The sequence below is a fragment of the Streptomyces sp. NPDC003023 genome (assembly GCF_042888225.1).
Lineage (GTDB): Bacteria > Actinomycetota > Actinomycetes > Streptomycetales > Streptomycetaceae > Streptomyces.
Genome location: NZ_JBIAPL010000002.1, coordinates 684482 through 701896 on the forward strand (window position 1 = coordinate 684482; position 17415 = coordinate 701896).

Here is a 17415-nt window from a genome sequence, read left to right on the forward strand (position 1 = left end):
CGGCCCAGGGAGCGCCCGTGACCTCAGATCCGCTCGCAGCCCGGCTCACCCGGGTCCAGGGACCGCTGTTCTTCCCCGTCACCGCGTACGGACCGGACGGCGACCTCGACCTCGAAGCGTTCCGCGCGCATGTGCGCAGGGGCGTCGACGCCGGCGCCGCCGCGGTCTTCGCCTGCTGCGGGACAGGGGAGTTCCACGCCCTGACCCCGGAGGAGTTCCGCGCCTGCGTCGTCGTGGCCGTCGAGGAGACGGCCGGGCAGGTGCCCGTCCTCGCGGGCGCCGGCTACGGCACCGCGATCGCGGAGCGGTACGCGGTGATCGCGGAGGAGGCCGGCGCCGACGGACTGCTCGCCATGCCGCCCTACCTCGTCGTCGCCGACCAGGCCGGACTGCTCCGGCACTACACCGGGCTCGCCGCCGCGACATCGCTCGACGTCATCGTCTACCAGCGCGACAACGCGGTCTTCACCCCGGCGACCGTCGTGGAACTCGCCAGGGTCGAGAAGATCATCGGCCTGAAGGACGGCCTCGGCGATCTCGACCTCATGCAGCGCACCCTCAGTGCCGTGCGGCGCGAACTCCCCGAGCGGGACTTCCTCTACTTCAACGGACTGCCCACCGCCGAGCTCACCGCTCTGGCCTACCGGGGCATCGGCATCACCCTGTACTCCTCCGCCGTCTTCGCCTTCGCCCCCGACATCGCCCTCGCCTTCCACCGGGCGCTCACCACCGGCGACGACAGGACGGTGAACCGCCTCCTCGACGGTTTCTTCGTGCCGCTCGTCGAACTGCGCAACGAGGGCCGCGGATACGCGGTGTCACTCGTCAAGGCCGGCGTGCGGCTCGAGGGCCTGGACGTCGGCGAGGTGCGGCCGCCGCTGACGGAGCCGGCGGACCGGCACACCAAGGCGCTCGCGGCTCTGATCGAGCAGGGCAGGGCACTGCTGGAGGGCGGCGCGTGAAAGCCTCCGCGTTCCTCTACCCGTGGGACGTCGTGGGCGACCCGGACGCGCCGGCCCGCATCGCGGACCTCGGCGTCGGGCAGGTCACCCTCGCCTCCGCCTACCACTCCACACGCGCCCTGACCCCGCGGCACCCCCGCCACCGGATCGTCACCGCCGAACACGCCGCGGTGCTCTACCCGACGGACGAGGCGCGCTGGACCGGGCGCGGGCTGCTGCCGTACGCGGCGGGGGCGTGGGCGCCGGGTGACGCGTACGGCGAGGCGGCGGGCGCGCTGGCGGACGCGGGGCTCGGCGTCCGCTCCTGGGTCGTGCTCGCGCACAACTCCCGTATGGGGGCCGAACATCCGGACACCTCCGTCGTCAACGCGTACGGCGACCGGTATCCGTGGGCGCCGTGCGTCGCGCAGTCCGCGGTACGGGAGTACCTGGTGTCGCTCGCGGCAGAGGCGGCGGTCAGGCCGGGCGCGCGGGGCACCGAACTGGAGTCCTGCGGCTGGTACGGCGTGGCCCACCTGCACGCCCACGACAAGATCGCGGGTGTGCCGCTCGACGACGCGGCGCAGTACCTGATGTCCCTCTGCTTCTGCCCCGCCTGCCGGGACGGTTACGGCGACCTCGGTCTGGACCCGGACCGCCTCGCGGCGGCGGTGCGGGACGCGCTGGCGCCCCTGTGGCGCGGCGCACCGGTGCGACCGCTCGACCCCGGGACGGCGGCTCCGGTACTGGAGTTCCGTACGCGCACGGCCCGCACGCTCCAGGAGTCGGCCGTCGCGGCGGTACGTGCCGCCGCCCCGCCCGGCTTCGAGGTCCTTCTGCACGCCGACCCGGCGGTCCACCGCTGCGGTGCCAACGCGGGCACGGACCCGGCGCACATCCTGTCGGTGGCCGACGGCGTGGTCGTACCGTGCACGGGCGGACCGCAGTTGCTGGAGCCGTTCGCCGAGCACGCCACGGAGCACACGGTGCTCGCCGCGAACCTCACGGTGGTGGCGGGCATGGGCGGCGCCCCGTCCACCCTCGCCGCGGACGCGGAGAAGGCGGCGGCCGCCGGCGCGACGGAACTCTGCCTGTACCACGCGGGCCTCGCCTCCGACGCGGACCTGACGGCGATCCGCTCCGCCCTCCGGCCGCCCACGGCGTAGGCGTCACGGGCGGGCCCACGAGGGAAGCCCGCCCGGGAGCGGGGGCGCCGCCCGTGACGGGTCACCCGCTGCCGGGTCGGGGGCCAAGCCCCGTCGCGGGTACGGGCGGTGCGGCGGGAGAGCCGCGGCGGGCCGCCAGCAGCGCCGCCCCGGCCACCCCCGCCGCGCCGGCCACCGGCAGGAGTACGCGGACGTCCACCACCGCCACCAGCCCGGCGCCCAGTGCCAGTGCCACCGCGTTGGGCACGAAGAGCAGCGTGTTCGCGGTGGCCGCGGTGCGGCCCAGTACGGCGTCCGGCGCCTCCCGCTGCACGGCCGTCATCGCGGCGACCAGCACGCACGGGAGCCCCAGCCCGATCGCCCCGCTGCACATCAGCGCCACCGCGTCGTACGGCAGCGCCCGCAGCCCGGCCGCCGCCGCGAACAGGGCGATCCCGGCCGCCGCGAAGGTCCGCTCAGGCATCCGCCGCAGCAGCGGGCCCGCCAGCAGCCCGCTCAGCACGGACCCGGCGCCCTGAACCGCGTACAGCAGACCGGCGAACGCGGGGGAGTGGCCGAGCACCTTGTCGACGACGGCGTAGATCATCGCGCCGTTCAGGCCCGCCAGCCCCATCGCCGCGGCCCCGCCCAGCACCAGCGGCCGCAGCGTCGGCGAACGCCACAGGAAGCGCGCGCCCTCCAGGGTCCTGCCGCGCGGACCGCCGCCCCGCGCAACGGGCCCGGCCTCACGGACCCGCACCAGGGCGAAGATCCCGGCGGCCAGCGCGAACGTGACCGCGTCCAGCAGTGCCACGGACGCACCGCCGAACCGGGTGAACAAGGCGGCCCCGGCCAGCGGGGCGAGCAGCTTCATGCTCTCGTTCGCCGTCATCCGCAGGCCGTTGAAGTCACCGAGCAGGCGTCTGTCGACGGCCGCCGCCACCAGTCCGGCCTCGGCCGCGTCCTGCACGACCGAGCTCACCCCGTACACGGTCAGCACCGCGAACAGGATCCACACCCGGTCCGCACGGTCCACGGCGAGAAGGGGCAGCAGCAGGAGCGACATGGCGAGGTTCGTCCAGATGAGCAGCGGTCTTCTGCGCATCCGGTCCGCGGCCGCGCCCAGCAGCGGTCCGACGAGGACGGGCGCCCACATCAGAGCTGTCGTCAGCGCCGCCAGACTGTCGGAGCCGGTCAGGGACTTGACCCAGATGCCGGCCACCAGCCACATCGCCGACGAGCCGAAACCGGACGTCACCACTCCGGCCAGATAGAGCCCCGCGTCGCGGTCACCCAGTACCGCCCCCGCCGCCCAGCGCATCGTCCGCACACCGCCTCCCGACCGGGTCCCGACCGGGTCCCGACCGGGTTCCCTGCCCCGGTCCTCGCCCCGTCCCTCGCCTCGGTCCTCGCAGAGCAACCTGGCATCTGAGGTCCCTGGCGGAGATCCGGCAGTCGACCTATTCGCAAGCGGTGGCGGGGTGGGACGCCCCTCGTTCCTCGTGCATTGCCCCTACGCCGCCGATGCGGCCGACGTCGCCGACGACCCGGACGGGCGGCCACCGGGCGTCAACCGGCGTCCCGGACCGGGTCCGCGCGCCTGTCTTCGTAGCGCAGGGCCAGCCCCGTCACGACGGCCCCCAGGCCCTCCCACACGCCCACACCCAGGAATCCCGACGGGGCGCGGCCCGTGAGCACCGCCAGGGTGAAGACCGCGCAGGTCAGCAGGCGGAAGGGAACCGTCCAGCGGAAGAATGGCTTCCAGTCCGTGAGGGACGCGAGGATGTAGTAGACGCCCATATTGACCGCGGCCATCGACGAGGCGGTCAGGAACACCAGGGTGTGGTCACCATCCGCGCGGTGCGCGGCAGGTATTGGATCGAACTCCATGGCCGAGAGCAGGGCATCCGGGGAGATCAGACCCACGAGGCCGAGGGCGGCGGCGAGGACGCCGAAGACCGCCATGGTCCAGCCGGACAGCGAGCGGGGCAAAGGGCGCAAGGGACGCACGAAAACCTCCGTGAGGCAGGGCCGACGTCCCTGCATACCGTGCGCCCCCTCGCGCCGACTACTCGAGCGCCGCCTCCATCATCTTCCGCGCCACCGGCGCCGCCAGGCCGTTGCCGCTGACCTCCGAGCGCTCCGCGCCCGAGTCCTCGATGAGCACGGCGACGGCGACGGCTTTGCCGGTGCCGGGGTCCTCGGCGTACGAGGTGAACCAGGCGTAGGGCGTCTTGCTGTTGTTCTCGCCGTGCTGGGCCGTGCCGGTCTTGCCGCCGACCTCGAGACCGGGGATCCGCGCGTTCGAGCCGGTGCCGTCCTCGACCACCGTCACCATCGCGCTGCGCAGCTGTTCCGCGGTGGACGAGGACACGATCCGCCGGGACGCGCCGTCCTCGTAGGACCGCAGTGTGTCTCCGTCCGCGGAGACCACCTTGGACACCATGTGCGGTGACGCCATGACACCGTCGTTGGCGATGGCCGCCGACACCAGGGACATCTGCAGGGGAGTCGCGGTCACATCGAACTGTCCGATGCCGGTCAGCGCGGTGGACGACGCGTTCATGCCCGTGGGATAGACACTCGCCGACGCCCGTACCGGCACATCCTGCTTCGCGTCGTTGAAGCCGAACTTCTCCGCCGTCGCACGCAGTTCGTCCTGACCCAGGTCGACGGCCATCTTGCCGAAGACGTTGTTGCACGAGTACTGCAACGCGGTCCGGATCGTGGCGTTCTCACAGGGGGCGGACGGGTTCTCGTTCTCCAGGTCGGTGACCGTGCCGGGCAGCCGGTAAGGGTTCGGACTGTCGGTCCGCTCGTCCACCGACGAGTACAGACCCTTCTCGAGCGCGGCCGCCGCGACGACCAGTTTGAACGTCGAGCCCGGCGGCAGCGGCTGCCGCAGCGCCCGGTTGAGCAGCGGCTCGTCCTCGTCGTCGAGCAGTTTCCGCCATGCGTCGCCGTCCGCGGTCCCGCTGATCGTGGACGGGTCGTACGAGGGGGTGCTGACCATGCCGAGGATCTCCCCGGTCTCCGGGTCGACGGCGACGGCCGCGCCCTTCTTGTCGCCGAGCGCCTCGAAGCCGGCCTTCTGGACCGCGGGGTCGATCGTCGTCACCACGTCGCCGGGGTCCTGCTGCTTGCGGGTGAGCGTGTCCAGCGGGCTCCGCAGGCCGAGGTCGGTGCCGTCGAGGACGTCCGCGTAGATGCCCTCGAGCTGCGTCGCCCCGTACGCCTGCGAGCTGTAGCCGGTGACCGCCGCGTACAGCGCGCCGTCGGTGTAGGTGCGTTTGTGGGCGAGGTCGCTTCCCTCCGTCCTCGTCGAGCCGGTGACCGCAGAACCGGCGACGACGATGTCGCCCGGCGGCTGCGCGTACCGCGCGATGATCTTCCGCCGGTTGTGGTCGTTGTCCGCGAGGGCCGTCGCCTCGTACGCCTGCACCCAGGTCGCCCGCACCAGCAGGGCGAGCACCAGCAGCAGACTGAAGACGGCGGCGCGCCTGATCGTCTTGTTCATCCCGTACGAGGACGAACCGCGATCGCCGGTTCGTTCCCGCACGACCGTTTTCTCATGATCTGCTCATCTCCGGAGCAGCCGCGTTCGGCCACGGACCAGACGTCCCGCACGGCTCAGCGCGGCGAGATGAAGCCGGACTCGTACGCCGCGATCACCGCCTGAGTGCGGTCCCGCGCGCCGATCTTGGCCAGGACGGCCGCGACATGGGTCTTCGTCGTCGCGGGACCCACGCCCATCCGGCCGGCGATCTCCGCGTTCGTCAGGCCGGTGGCCATCAGCCGCAGCACCTCGGCCTCACGCTCGGTCAGCCGCGCCACCCACGGCGGCGCGGCCGCGGGCTGCCTGCGGCCGTACTCGGCGGCGAGTGAGCGCACGGCGGAGGGGAACAGCAGGGAGTCGCTGTGCGCGACCAGCCTGACGGCCTGCACCAGTTCCTCGGCCGCGGCCCGCTTGAGCAGGAACCCGGCCGCACCCGCGCGCAGCGCGTCGTACACATAGGAGTCGTTCTCGAACGTCGTCACGACGACGATCCGGGGCGGCTCTGCCATCGTGGACAGGATCTGCTCGGTGGCCCGGATACCGTCGATCTCCGGCATCCGCACGTCCATCAGCACCACGTCGGGGCACAGCCGGCGCACCTCGGACACCGCCTCCGCGCCGGTCGCCGCCTCGCCGACGACCTCCAGGTCGGGCTCCGCGTCGAGAATGACGCGCAGCGCCGTACGGACCATCCGCTCGTCGTCGGCGAGCGCGACCCGGACCGTGCTCATCGGCGTCCCTCCAGCGGCAGTACGGCGGACAGCCGCCACACCCCGTCATGCGGTCCGGCCCCGGACCGTCCGCCGAGCAGGGCGGCCCGTTCGGCTATGCCGCGCACCCCGCGGCCCCCGCCGGGGCGTACCACCGGGGCCCGATCGGGCAGGGGGTTCTCCATCCTCATCTCCAACTCCTCGCCGCGTGCGGCGATCCACAGGGTCACCGGTGAACCCCCGGCGTGGCGAAGGGCATTGCTCAGCCCTTCCTGGACGATCCGGTACGCCTCGCGGGAGACCGGCGCCGCCACGGCCGCCAGCTCGCCCTCCACCCGCAGCGACACGGACACGCCACTGCGGGACAGCAGGTCGTCCAGGGTCGCGAGCGTCGGGCCGCCGATCCGGTCCGCGCCGTCGCCGTCCTGGCGCAGCAGCCCGAGGACGGCGTCGAGTTCGCCCACGGTGCGCCGGGTGGTCTCCTCGATCGCGGTCAGCGCCTCCCGCACGAACTCCACGTCGCTGTCCCGGTCGCTGTCCAGCACCTTACGGGCCGCGCCTGCCTGAAGGGTGACCGCGGACAGCGCGTGGCCCACGGAGTCGTGCAGTTCGCGGGCGAGGCGGTTGCGTTCGGCGAGTTCCGTCGCCCGCCGCTCGGCCGCGGCCAGCCGGTCGGCCGGGGTGGGACCGAGCAGCACCGGGGCCTGCCGGGCCAGCAGCGCCCCGGCCGCCGCGGACACGGCGGCGAGCGCCAGCAGCATCGCGATTCCCGCGACCGGCAGCAGTACCGACGACCAGGCCGAGTGCGGAATGCCCAGGAACCCCCGCACGCTCGGCAGCACCGGCGAGAGGATCACCGCGCCGGCGAACGGCGGCAGCGCGAGCGAGGCCCCGCTGATCAGGGCCCCGATCCCGAAGTGCAGCGTGCACCAGCCCGCGGAGCGGATCCGTGCGGCGCGGGTACGCGCGAGCCCGTCCGCCAACCGCTCGCCGGGCAGGCCGCACAGGGCGCGGGTGACGGCCACCGACAGCGGTCTGGCCACCGGGAACAGGCCGGCGACCGCGGCGAGCGGCAGCGCGGCGGCGTACGCCGAGAGCTGGACCGCCAGCGAGCCCGGCCACATGCTCGGCTCGTCGTGCAGCGGACCTATCAGCACCGTGCCGACCAGCCAGAACGGCACCAACAGCGCGCCGCCGAGCACCAGATGCACCCAGCGCAGTCTGGCCCGCCGGCCGAACAGGGCCCGCCCTCGACCGCGCCACACGGAGGCGGAGCGAGTCACGCGCCGCGCCTGCGCAGCAGGGAGGCGACGGCACAACTGAGCAGGAGACCGGAGATCATCTCACCAGCGTAGGTGAGCTCCAGCAGTGACGTGGCCTGCTTGGTCCCGTCCTTCTCCGGCATGAGGCTTCCGAGCAGCATCCAGGCGCCCCAGGTGCACATCGCGCTCGCCCCGACCCATGCCGCGATCAGCGGAGGCCGCAGGGACATGGCGGGCCGGATACGGAAGGCGAGCAGCAGCACGCTCACGACGCCCACGGCGACGAAAGCGATGCGCAGTCCCTCCAGCATGTAGAAGTCCGTCGTGCGCTGGGCGATCCGATCGGCCTGGAGACCGGTCGTCGACCCGGTGGCCCACAGCAGGTGCATGAGGCCGGGGAACAGCGCCAGCAGTGAGCCGGCCACGGCGGCCCCGCGCATGAACGGGCCCGTCGCAGCGAGCGGGAGGTCCCACACCCTGCCCTGCAGCAGGTCGCCCCAGCGATCCCTGGTGTAGAGCACGAAGAGCGTCCCGAGGGCGAGGCCCTGGAGGATGAAGCCGCCGTAGACGACGTTGAACACCCAGTCCTCGAGGAACGGCTCCTCGGCCGCCTCCTGCATCCTGGTGCCGCCGAGGGCGGTGCCGATCGCCTGCAGCGGGAAGCCGAACATGATCGGCGTGAGAAGGCCGGTCGCGGCCCAGATCGGCACGGCGAGCAGCCATGCCCGCACCCGCATGCCCCACGGCTGGGTGAGCAGCAGCGCCAGCACGACCACGGCGGCGTCCATCAGCACGGTGAGACTGTTGGCGACAGCTATGGCCACGGGGTGGTCCAGCAGGGCGCTGCCGTCGGGGATGCCGATGCGGCTGCCCGCGATCCAGGCGATCTTGAGGGCCACGTAGGGCACACAGGCCACGATGGCGACGGTGCGCAGCGCACCCCGCGCGGACCGTGTGGGGTGGCCGCGCGGCGGGAGGCCGGTGTCGGCCGAGCTCGTTGTCATGTCCCCAGGTTCCCGCCGCGCCCACGGCTCCCGGATCCTGCCGGACGACGATTCCCCTCCGCCGCGCGGGGGAGCGGTCGCTTCCGGCCTCCGCCGGTGGATGTGCCCGCGGGCGGAGGCGGCGCCCGCCCCGGGGGCCCGGACCCGCGTCGCGGCGCCAGGTCCCGACGTCCCGGTCCGGCGTGGGCCCCAGGCCGGGGCCGCCCGACGTCAAGCACCGGCCCGGGGCCGCCCGACGTCAAGCACCGGCCCGGGGCCGCCCGACGTCACGACCTCAGTACCAGCACCGCCTCGTCCGTGTCCTCCCCGCGCGCGTTCGCGAACCCCCGGTCCCTTCCCGTGACCATGAACCCGCACTTCTCCAGCACCCTGATCGACCCCGCGTTGTCCGCCGCCGCCCGTGCGTGCAGCGGACGTGTCGGCACGATGTCCAGCAGCGCGCGCAAGGCCAGCGTGGCGATGCCGCGCCCCCAGTGCGCGCGGTCGATGAAGTACGTGACCTCCCGCTCCTGCGGCGGCCCGTACACGGCGGCGTGGCCCACCACCACCCGGTCCGCGACCACCGTCCGTATCACCGCGTCGGACGCGCGGATCCGCGCCCAGTGGGCGTCGAACGCGGCCCGGTCCGTGGGGTCCTTGCTGGTGAAGGCGGCCATCCGGTTGGACTCGGGATCGCTCATGTGCCGGAAGATGACGGGCAGGTCGCTGTCCTGGACCTCGCGCAGCACGACGTCCACGGTCAGAGCCTCCGGGTCGCGAGGGTGAGGCGGTCACGCGCGTCGAACAGCGCGTCCTTGATCATCTGTTCGTGGGCCGGCGTGAGCCGGGCCACCGGCACCGAGCAGCTGATCGCGTCCCGCGCCGGAGTGCGGTACGGGATGGCGATGCCGAAACAGCGCAGCCCGAGGGTGTTCTCCTCGCGGTCCACGGCATAGCCCTGCTCGCGGACGACGTGCAGTTCCTCGATGAGCCGCTCGCGGTCGGTGATGGTGTGCTCGGTCAGCGGCGCGAGCGTCTCCGGCAGCATCTTGCGCACCTGCTCGTCGCTGTACGTGGCGAGCAGCGCCTTGCCGAGCGATGTGGAGTGCGCGGGCAGCCGCCGCCCGACACGGGTGAACGGCCGCAGATAGTGCTGGGACTGCCTGGTCGCCAGATACACGACGTTCGTGCCGTCGAGCCGCGCGAGGTGGATGGTCTCCGTGGTGTCGTCGGAGAGCCGGTCGAGCGTGGGCCTGGCGGCGGCCACGACCTCGTCGCCGTCGATGTACGACGTACCGACCAGCAGCGCGCGCACCCCGATTCCGTACCGCGTCCCCGTGGCGTCCGTCTCCACCCAGCCGAGTTCGACGAGGGTGCGCAGCAGCATGTACAGGCTGGACTTCGGGTAACCGACGGCTTCCTGGACCGCGGCGAGCGAGTGCATGCCGGGCTGCCCGGCGAAATACTCGAGCAACTCGACCGTCCGCACGGCGGACTTGACCTGTGCTCCGCCGGAATCGGCAACTGACATTGCTCTACGCCCCTTCTTGACCGCGCGGAACGCCCGGAAATAGAGTCCCCAGCATATTCACCACCAGGAACGCTGTTCAGAATACCGAACAAACTCGGTGGGTGGCAGAGACCGGAAGGAAGCCGCAGTGGCAGCAGCACCAGTCTGGAGTGTCGACCCCCGAACCGGGAAGCAGCGCGAACAGGTTGCGGTGGAGTCCACAGCGGAGGACGTGGACGCGGCGGTACGGGCCGCCGACGGCGCCCGTGCCGCACTGGCCGACCGGACCGTGCGTGCCGGCTTTCTGCGTACTGCCGCGCGGTTGCTGGAAGGGGCTCGGGACGGGCTCGTCCAGGTGGCGGACGCGGAGACGGCGTTGGGGCCGGTGCGGTTGTCGGGTGAGCTGGCGCGTACGTGTTATCAGTTGCGGGCGTTCGCGGACGTGGTGGAGGAGGGTGCGTTCCTGGGGGTGATCATTGATCATCCGGATGGGGACGCGACTCCGCCGGTGCCGGATCTGCGCCGCTACAAGGTGCCGTTGGGCGTGGTGGCCGTGTACGCGGCGTCGAACTTCCCGTTCGCGTTCTCGGTGCCGGGCGGGGACACGGCCAGTGCGCTGGCGGCGGGTTGTCCGGTGGTGGTCAAGGCGCATCCGGATCACCCGGCGACGTCGGAGCTGGTCGCGGCGGTGCTGCGGCGGGCGGCCGCCGAGCACGGGATCGACGCGTCGGTGATCGGTCTGGTGCACGGTTTCGGGGCGGGGGTGGAGCTGGTGCGTCATCCGCTGGTCGCGGCGGCCGGGTTCACCGGCTCGGTCCGTGGCGGGCGGGCCCTGTTCGACGCCGCGGCCGCCCGTCCGGTGCCGATCCCCTTCCACGGCGAGCTCGGCTCGCTCAACCCGGTGGTGGTCACCGAGGCGGCCGCCGCCGAGCGCGCCGAGGAGATCGGGGCCGGCCTGGCCGCGTCGATGACGCTGGGCACGGGGCAGTTCTGTGTGAAGCCGGGCCTGGTCCTCACCCCGGCGGGCGACGCGGGCGACCGGCTGGTGAAGGCCCTGGCCGAGGCGGTCGGCGGCACCGGGGACGGTGTGCTGCTCGACCAGAGGATGCGGGACAACTTCGTCGCCGGTGTCGCCGAACGCGCCGCACTGGACGATGTCGACGCCCCGGTCGCCCCCGGCGCCGGCTCCGCCCACACCGTCACCCCCGGTTTCCTCACCGTGGCCGCCGCCCGCCTCACCCACGAAGGCCCCCACGACCTCCTCGTCGAGGAATGCTTCGGCCCCGTCACCGTCGTCGCCCGCTACACCACCACGGAGGAAGCGGGCACCGTACTGGACCGCCTGCCCGGCAACCTCACCGCCACCGTCCACCTCTCCACCGAAGAAACCCAGGGCAACGGCCACGGCAGCGACCTCCTCGCCCGCCTCACCCCCCTCGCCGGCCGCATCCTGGTCAACGCCTGGCCCACCGGCGTCGCCGTCGCCCCCGCCCAGCACCACGGCGGCCCCTACCCCGCCACCACCTCCACCTCCACCTCCGTCGGCACCACCGCCATCGAACGCTGGCTCCGCCCCGTCACCTACCAGAACACACCCCCACCACTGCTCCCACCGGAGCTCCGCGACGACAACCCGCACGCACTTCCACGGCTCCTCAACGGCCAACTGCAACACTGACCGGCATGGAACTGAAGCTGCCCGATCTCCCCTTCCCCCTGCGGGCATACGGTCCCGAGGCCGACTGGTCCTACGAGGACGGTGTGCTCACCGCCTGGGCCGGCCCCCGCCAGGACCGTTTCGTCCCGCCGACGGGCCACGCCCTGGAACCGGCCTCCGACGCGCCCCGACTGCTCGGCGCGCCGGAAGGCGACTTCCAGCTGATCGCCCGCGTCAAGGCCGGCTTCGCCGCCGCCTTCGACGCGGGCGTGCTCTACCTGCACGTCACCGAGCAGGAGTGGGCGAAGCTGTGCCTCGAACTCTCCCCGGACAAGCCGACGGTGTGCACGGTCGTCACCCGTGGCCACTCCGACGACGCCAACTCCTTCGTCGTGGACGGCGACAGCGTCTGGCTGCGCGTCAGCCGTACGGGCAAGGCGTTCGCCTTCCACGCGTCCACGGACGGTGAGCACTGGACCTTCGTGCGCATCTTCACGCTCGGCGACGAGGACCGCGCCGGTGCGGCTCTCGTCGGCTTCATGGCCCAGTCCCCGGTGGGGGAGGGGTGCGTGGTCTCCTTCGACCGGATCGAGTACCGCGCCGGCTGGCCGGAAGGGCTGCGGGACGGCTCCTGACCGTACCGCCGGCCGGCCCTCCACCGAGCGCCCCCGGTGGCCGGCGAACGTCCCGGCGGTCACCGGGCTCAGCGAGCCGTCGCACGGTCCCCGGCCGACGAGGTGTTCGGCGTGCCGCCGGCCGCCCTCCGTGCCGACGGCGGCAGCACCGGCGGTCGTCCCGTCGTCCAGATGACATCGAGCGACACACGGCTGATCCGCCAGCCGTCGTCCGTGCGCCGCACGTCGGCTTCGTAGCGCCCGCCGACGGTGAACAGCGGGTCGGGTCCCTCGTGGTGGACGTGCACCATCAGCGCGTTCCACGACACCAGGCCGGTATCCGACCCGGGGTCGACGTCGGCAAGCACGTCCGAGGCCATGTGCTGCGTACGGGCGAACCGCCTGATCGCCTCCTCGGTGCCCCGCACCGCCGCCGGGCCCTCGAACACGCCGACCGGCGCGTCCATGTGCACGTCGTCCGTGAAGAAGCCGTCGGCCCAGCCGTCCGCGAACCCGCGCTCGTCGAGAGCGTGGAAGAACCTGCTGACGAGCGTGGCGATCTCGAAATGATCCGTCTGTGTGGTCATGACCGTGAGCGTTCACCCTCAACCGCGCTTGAGGTCAAGCGCGGTTGCCGCCACCCGCCGAAGTGCCGCCGGCCGCAACCACCGCCGGGCGCGGTACGTCTCCTCCCACATGATCAGGACCGCCACCGCCACAGACCTCGATGCCGTCGCAGCCCTCCACACGCAGGCCCGTGCCACGTACTACCGGGGCCACATCCCCGACGAAGCCTTCGACAGCCCGGCCGAGCACGCCCGCTGCCGGGCGGGCTGGGAGAGCGCGATCGGCCGCGGCGTGGTGCTGTGCGCGATACGCGACGGGGTGGTCGCCGGTGTGGCCGCGTCCGGCGAGCGGGAGGGTGTCATGACCCTTTCGCAGTTCCATGTCGACCCGGGGCGCTGGCGTTGCGGTGTGGGTACGGAACTGCACGCCGCCGTCGTCGAGGGCTGGCGGAAGGCGGGTGTGACCGCCGCCCGCCTCGAGGTCTTCGAGGAGAACAAGCGGGCCCGGGCCTTCTACGAGCACCTCGGCTGGTGTCCGGATCCCGAGGAGCCCCTGGTCGGCAACCACCTGATCCTCCGCTTCACGGTCCCGGCGTCCGACGGGGTGCGTCCGGGGCTCTGACGGAGCACGTCCCGGTCTCCGACGAGCGCGGCCTCCGGGGGAATGACCGGCCGGTCCAGCGCGTTCCCCTCCCGGCGGAGGCGGCCTCCGCACCGCCCAGCCCGCACCCGTACGACCTGGAGTGATGAAGAAGCATGCGCGTCGAGATCTGGTCCGACATCGCCTGTCCCTGGTGCTACATCGGCAAGGCCCGCTTCGAGAAGGGGCTGGCGGCCTTCGCGCACCGCGACGAGGTCGAGGTCGTGCACCGCTCCTTCGAGCTCGACCCGGACCGTGCCAAGCGGGACACCGCTCCGGTCGTCGACATGCTCGCGAAGAAGTACGGCCGCACCCTCGAGGAGGCGCGGGCCATGGAGGAGCATGTCGCCTCCAACGCACGCTCGGAGGGCCTGGAGTACCGCACCGAGGGCCGCGACCACGGCAACACCTTCGACATCCACCGGCTGCTGCACCTGGCCAGGACCCGCGGCCGCCAGGACGAACTGCTCACGCTCGCCTACCGTGCCAACTTCGCGGAGGAGCGGTCCGTCTTCGACCCGGAGGTGCTGGTGGCACTGGCCGTGGAGGCCGGGCTCGACGAGACGGAGGTCCGCGCGACCCTCGCCGACGAGAGGGCCTACGCCGACGACGTGCGGGCCGACGAGCGGGAGGCCGCGGAGCTGGGCGCGAGTGGTGTGCCGTTCTTCGTGTTCGACCGGCGGTACGGGGTGTCCGGCGGGCAGCCTGCCGAGCTGTTCACACAGGCGCTGGAGCAGGCGTGGCAGGGCCGTGTGATCACACCGGCCGACGGCGACGCGGCCGCCTGCGACGCCGACGGCGCCTGCGAGGTCCCGGCGGCTGCCGGTCCGGGGACGGATTCCTGAGCGCGGCCCGGCGGTGCCGCCGGCCGGCAGGGCGTGATTGACCTCGCGCAACCGGCACCGCAGGGTTGTCCCATGGAGATCTCGAGGACACTGATCGGCACGGAGTTCACGCCTCGCGCCACCTATCTGAACACCGCGGTGGGCGGGCTGCTGCCACGCCGATCGGTGCGTGCCGTGACCGCTCTCGCGGAGGAACTCGGCGAGGGCAGGGCCGGCGGCGCCGGGGACTACTCCGCGGTGACCGCCGCCCGGCAGTCGTTCGCCCGGCTGGTGGGGGTGGACGAGGGCCGGGTCGCGGTCGGCGGCTCGGTCTCCGTGCATGTGGGGCTGATCGCGGCCTCGCTACCGCCCGGCGCGGAAGTGCTCTCGCCCCAGGGGGAGTTCACCTCCCTCGTCACACCGTTCGCGGCCCGTGGCGACCTGAGGCTGCGCTGTGTCCCGTTGGACGAGCTGGCGGACGCGGTACGGCCGGGCACGTCGCTCGTCGCCTTCTCCGCCGTGCAGTCCGCGGACGGCAGGGTCGCCGACATGGCGGCGGTGCGGGCGGCCGCCGGGGCCCACGGCGCCCGTACCCTTCTCGACGCCAGCCAGTCGGCGGGCTGGCTGCCGATGGACGCCGGGGACTGGGACTACACGGTCACGGCCGGCTACAAGTTCCTGCTCTGCCCCCGCGGCGTCTCGTTCCTGACCGTGACCGAGGAGGCGCAGGAGTCGCTGCTCGCCCTCCACGCGGGAACGATTGCCGCCGAACGGCTGTGGCAGAACGACACCATGTACGGCCCGATCGCCGAACTCGCCCACAGCGCCCGCCGGTACGACGAGACGCCGGCCTACCTCGCCTACCACGGGGCCGAACAGTCGCTGGCGCTGCTGGAGGAGATCGGCGTCAAGGCCGTGCACGCCCACGACACCGAGCTGGCCGGGCGGTTCAGAACCGCGCTCAGGGAGCTGGGTCACGAGCCGGTGCCCGGCGACTCGGCCACGGTGGCCGTCCCCGGTCTCGGGGACCGGGCGCCCGAGCTGGGCCGGGCCGGGATCGTCGTATCGGGGCGGGCCGGCAATCTGCGTGTCGCCTTCCACCTCTACAACTCGCCCGCGGATGTCGAACGGGTGCTGGACCGCCTCGCCGGCTGACCCGCTCCGGAATCCCGGCGGGCCCGTCACCGGGAGCGTCGGCGTACCGGTGACCGGGCGGCCGCCGGCGCACCGCTGCGAGCGAAAGCCCCGATGCGTCAGGAGCGCCGCTCCGGGCAGTCCGACGTCTCCGTGCACAGGTTCGCCTCGACCCTGGCCAGCAGCCGGGCGAGTTCGCGCCGCTCGTCGCCGTCCAGCCCCTCGAGCGTCTGCGCCTCGAGTTCGGCCCAGGCCGCCGACACCTCCGAGAGCAGCGCACAGCTGCGCTCCGTGGCCTCGACCAGGACGGCCCTGCGGTCGGCCGGGTCGGGGCAGCGGCGGACGTGGCCGGACTGCTCGAGGCGCTGGAGCATCTTGGTCACGGTCGACGGGTCGAGGTCGACGGCCTTGATGAGCTCCGACTGGCGCACCGGGCCCGCGTCCCACAGCCGCATCATCACGAACTCCTGGCCGGGGTACAGGCCGAGCCCCTTGAGCAGCTTGCCCGCGGCGATGCGGTGGAGCCGCGCGACCCGCGACACGGCATGACTCACCGGGCCACTGCTCGCGGCGTGCGGCAGCAGTCCGGAGCACGCCGGGGCGCCCTGTACGTCCTGCGCGTCCGGTGCGCCCTGTACGTCCGGTGCGTCCTGTGCGGACATCGCGTTCTCCTCGACCGTTTCGACTGCTTCCAGAATATTACCTTGGTCGGCCAATCAATGCGCTACAGTGGCGAAGGCCGATTACTTGGCCGACCATGTAACCTTGCCCTGGGGGCTCTCATGACCACAGCGTTCGACCCCGTCCAGCTCGCCGGCAGGCACCTCGCCAACCGCATCGCCATGGCGCCGATGACCCGCAGCCGCGCCTACGGTCCCGGCCTTGCGCCCACACCGTCCGTGCTGGAGTACTACCGCCAGCGCGCCTCGGCAGGGCTGATCATCACCGAGGGCACCCAGCCCTCCGTGGTCGGCCAGGGCTATCCCGACACTCCGGGACTGCACAGCGAGGAGCAGGTCGCCGCCTGGCGCGAGGTCACCGACGCCGTGCACGCCGAAGGCGGCACGATCTTCGCCCAGCTCATGCACGCCGGACGGATCGGCCACCCCGTGCTGCTGCCGGACGGCCTGATCCCCGTCGGCGCGTCCGCCGTGGCGGCGCAGGGGCAGGTCTACACGCACGAGGGCCCGAAGGACTTCGTCACACCCCGCGAACTGACCGCGGACGAGATCCGCGCGACCGTCGAGGACTTCGCGTCCGCCGCGCGCAACGCGATCGAGGCGGGCTTCGACGGCGTGGAACTGCACGGCGCCAACGGTTACCTCATCCACCAGTTCCTCGCGCCCGGGAGCAACAGGCGCACCGACGAGTGGGGTGGATCCGTGGAGAACCGCATCCGCTTCGCGGTCGAGGTGACCGAGGCGGTCGCCGCCGCGATCGGCGCCGAGCGCACCGCCCTGCGGATCTCGCCGTCCAACCCGTACAACGACATGCGGGAAACCGAGCCGGAGGTCGTCTACTCCGCTCTCGTCCAGCGGCTCGAGCCGCTGGGCCTGGCCTATCTGCACGTCCTCGAGGCCGCTCCCGAGCTGCGGGAGATCACCCAGACGCTGCGCAAGCAGTTCTCCGGGACGCTTGTCCTCAACCCGGCGACCGACGGACCGACCGGTCCCGAGGCGCTCACCCTGATCGAGGACGGCGTCGCCGATGTGATCGCGTACGGCGCCCTGTTCCTCGCCAACCCGGACCTGCCGGCCCGCCTCCGGGCGGGCGGACCGTTCAACACCCCGGACCCGGCCTCGTTCTTCGGCGGCGACGACAAGGGCTTCGTCGACTACCCGGCGCTCGACAGCTGACGGCCGGCGACTTACAC

General features: G+C 72.6%; 18 protein-coding genes. 8 read left to right on the forward strand and 10 right to left on the reverse strand.

Annotated elements, in window-relative coordinates; all coding sequences use genetic code 11:
• Positions 1 to 17 precede the first annotated feature (17 nt).
• Together ACFYV1_RS11305 and ACFYV1_RS11310 are read left to right on the forward strand one after the other, a co-directional pair.
• Positions 18 to 962 (forward strand): 5-dehydro-4-deoxyglucarate dehydratase, encoded by a 945-nt coding sequence (locus ACFYV1_RS11305; RefSeq protein ID WP_389395176.1) that lies wholly within the window; start codon positions 18 to 20, stop codon positions 960 to 962.
• Positions 959 to 2107 carry a hypothetical protein gene (locus ACFYV1_RS11310; RefSeq protein ID WP_389395177.1) on the forward strand — a complete coding sequence of 383 codons (1149 nt, stop codon included), beginning with the start codon at positions 959 to 961 and terminating at the stop codon, positions 2105 to 2107. The genes ACFYV1_RS11305 and ACFYV1_RS11310 overlap by 4 nt, the downstream gene beginning before the upstream one ends.
• A gap of 61 nt (positions 2108 to 2168) precedes the next feature.
• Here the strand turns inward: ACFYV1_RS11310 and ACFYV1_RS11315 are convergent, their stop codons facing one another.
• The 8 genes from ACFYV1_RS11315 to ACFYV1_RS11350 form a co-directional block, all read right to left on the reverse strand.
• Positions 2169 to 3407, reverse strand: coding sequence for an MFS transporter (locus ACFYV1_RS11315; RefSeq protein ID WP_389395291.1), 1239 nt, complete (start codon positions 3405 to 3407; stop codon positions 2169 to 2171).
• A 248-nt stretch (positions 3408 to 3655) separates the two neighbouring features.
• Positions 3656 to 4051 carry a hypothetical protein gene (locus tag ACFYV1_RS11320; protein WP_389395292.1) on the reverse strand — a complete coding sequence of 132 codons (396 nt, stop codon included), beginning with the start codon at positions 4049 to 4051 and terminating at the stop codon, positions 3656 to 3658.
• 103 nt (positions 4052 to 4154) lie between these two features.
• Positions 4155 to 5603 carry a peptidoglycan D,D-transpeptidase FtsI family protein gene (locus ACFYV1_RS11325; protein ID WP_389395293.1) on the reverse strand — a complete coding sequence of 483 codons (1449 nt, stop codon included), beginning with the start codon at positions 5601 to 5603 and terminating at the stop codon, positions 4155 to 4157.
• Positions 5604 to 5716: 113 nt separating this feature from the next.
• A complete protein-coding gene (locus tag ACFYV1_RS11330) occupies positions 5717 to 6373 on the reverse strand; it encodes a response regulator (protein WP_389395178.1) in 657 nt (218 codons plus the stop codon).
• Positions 6370 to 7635: a sensor histidine kinase gene (locus ACFYV1_RS11335; RefSeq protein WP_389395179.1), complete on the reverse strand. Its 1266-nt coding sequence runs from the start codon at positions 7633 to 7635 to the stop codon at positions 6370 to 6372. Before ACFYV1_RS11335 ends, ACFYV1_RS11330 begins: the two co-directional genes overlap by 4 nt.
• On the reverse strand, positions 7632 to 8618 hold the full coding sequence (locus tag ACFYV1_RS11340) for a hypothetical protein (RefSeq protein ID WP_389395180.1): 987 nt from the start codon (positions 8616 to 8618) through the stop codon (positions 7632 to 7634). Before ACFYV1_RS11340 ends, ACFYV1_RS11335 begins: the two co-directional genes overlap by 4 nt.
• A gap of 266 nt (positions 8619 to 8884) precedes the next feature.
• Positions 8885 to 9355 (reverse strand): GNAT family N-acetyltransferase, encoded by a 471-nt coding sequence (locus tag ACFYV1_RS11345; protein ID WP_389395181.1) that lies wholly within the window; start codon positions 9353 to 9355, stop codon positions 8885 to 8887.
• A gap of 2 nt (positions 9356 to 9357) precedes the next feature.
• The gene (locus ACFYV1_RS11350; protein WP_389395182.1) at positions 9358 to 10128 is read right to left on the reverse strand and encodes an IclR family transcriptional regulator; all 771 of its coding nucleotides are present in this window, start codon (positions 10126 to 10128) and stop codon (positions 9358 to 9360) included.
• Between the two features lie 127 nt (positions 10129 to 10255).
• Between ACFYV1_RS11350 and ACFYV1_RS11355 the strand changes: the two genes are divergently transcribed.
• Together ACFYV1_RS11355 and ACFYV1_RS11360 are read left to right on the forward strand one after the other, a co-directional pair.
• Positions 10256 to 11785 (forward strand): aldehyde dehydrogenase (NADP(+)), encoded by a 1530-nt coding sequence (locus ACFYV1_RS11355; RefSeq protein WP_389395183.1) that lies wholly within the window; start codon positions 10256 to 10258, stop codon positions 11783 to 11785.
• A 5-nt stretch (positions 11786 to 11790) separates the two neighbouring features.
• Positions 11791 to 12399 (forward strand): DUF1349 domain-containing protein, encoded by a 609-nt coding sequence (locus tag ACFYV1_RS11360; protein ID WP_389395184.1) that lies wholly within the window; start codon positions 11791 to 11793, stop codon positions 12397 to 12399.
• 68 nt (positions 12400 to 12467) lie between these two features.
• Here the strand turns inward: ACFYV1_RS11360 and ACFYV1_RS11365 are convergent, their stop codons facing one another.
• Positions 12468 to 12965: a nuclear transport factor 2 family protein gene (locus tag ACFYV1_RS11365; protein ID WP_389395185.1), complete on the reverse strand. Its 498-nt coding sequence runs from the start codon at positions 12963 to 12965 to the stop codon at positions 12468 to 12470.
• Positions 12966 to 12993: 28 nt separating this feature from the next.
• Here ACFYV1_RS11365 and ACFYV1_RS11370 point away from each other — a divergent pair, with 28 nt between their 5' ends.
• The 3 genes from ACFYV1_RS11370 (at position 12994) to ACFYV1_RS11380 (ending at position 15563) form a co-directional block, all read left to right on the forward strand.
• Positions 12994 to 13566, forward strand: coding sequence for a GNAT family N-acetyltransferase (locus ACFYV1_RS11370; RefSeq protein ID WP_389395186.1), 573 nt, complete (start codon positions 12994 to 12996; stop codon positions 13564 to 13566).
• Positions 13567 to 13700: 134 nt separating this feature from the next.
• Positions 13701 to 14429, forward strand: a complete 729-nt coding sequence (locus tag ACFYV1_RS11375; RefSeq protein WP_389395187.1) for a DsbA family oxidoreductase — start codon at positions 13701 to 13703, stop codon at positions 14427 to 14429.
• A gap of 72 nt (positions 14430 to 14501) precedes the next feature.
• On the forward strand, positions 14502 to 15563 hold the full coding sequence (locus ACFYV1_RS11380; RefSeq protein ID WP_389395188.1) for an aminotransferase class V-fold PLP-dependent enzyme: 1062 nt from the start codon (positions 14502 to 14504) through the stop codon (positions 15561 to 15563).
• 98 nt (positions 15564 to 15661) lie between these two features.
• Here the strand turns inward: ACFYV1_RS11380 and ACFYV1_RS11385 are convergent, their stop codons facing one another.
• Positions 15662 to 16204, reverse strand: a complete 543-nt coding sequence (locus ACFYV1_RS11385; protein ID WP_389395189.1) for a MarR family winged helix-turn-helix transcriptional regulator — start codon at positions 16202 to 16204, stop codon at positions 15662 to 15664.
• A gap of 120 nt (positions 16205 to 16324) precedes the next feature.
• Between ACFYV1_RS11385 and ACFYV1_RS11390 the strand changes: the two genes are divergently transcribed.
• Positions 16325 to 17398, forward strand: coding sequence for an alkene reductase (locus tag ACFYV1_RS11390; protein WP_389395190.1), 1074 nt, complete (start codon positions 16325 to 16327; stop codon positions 17396 to 17398).
• Positions 17399 to 17415 lie beyond the last annotated feature (17 nt).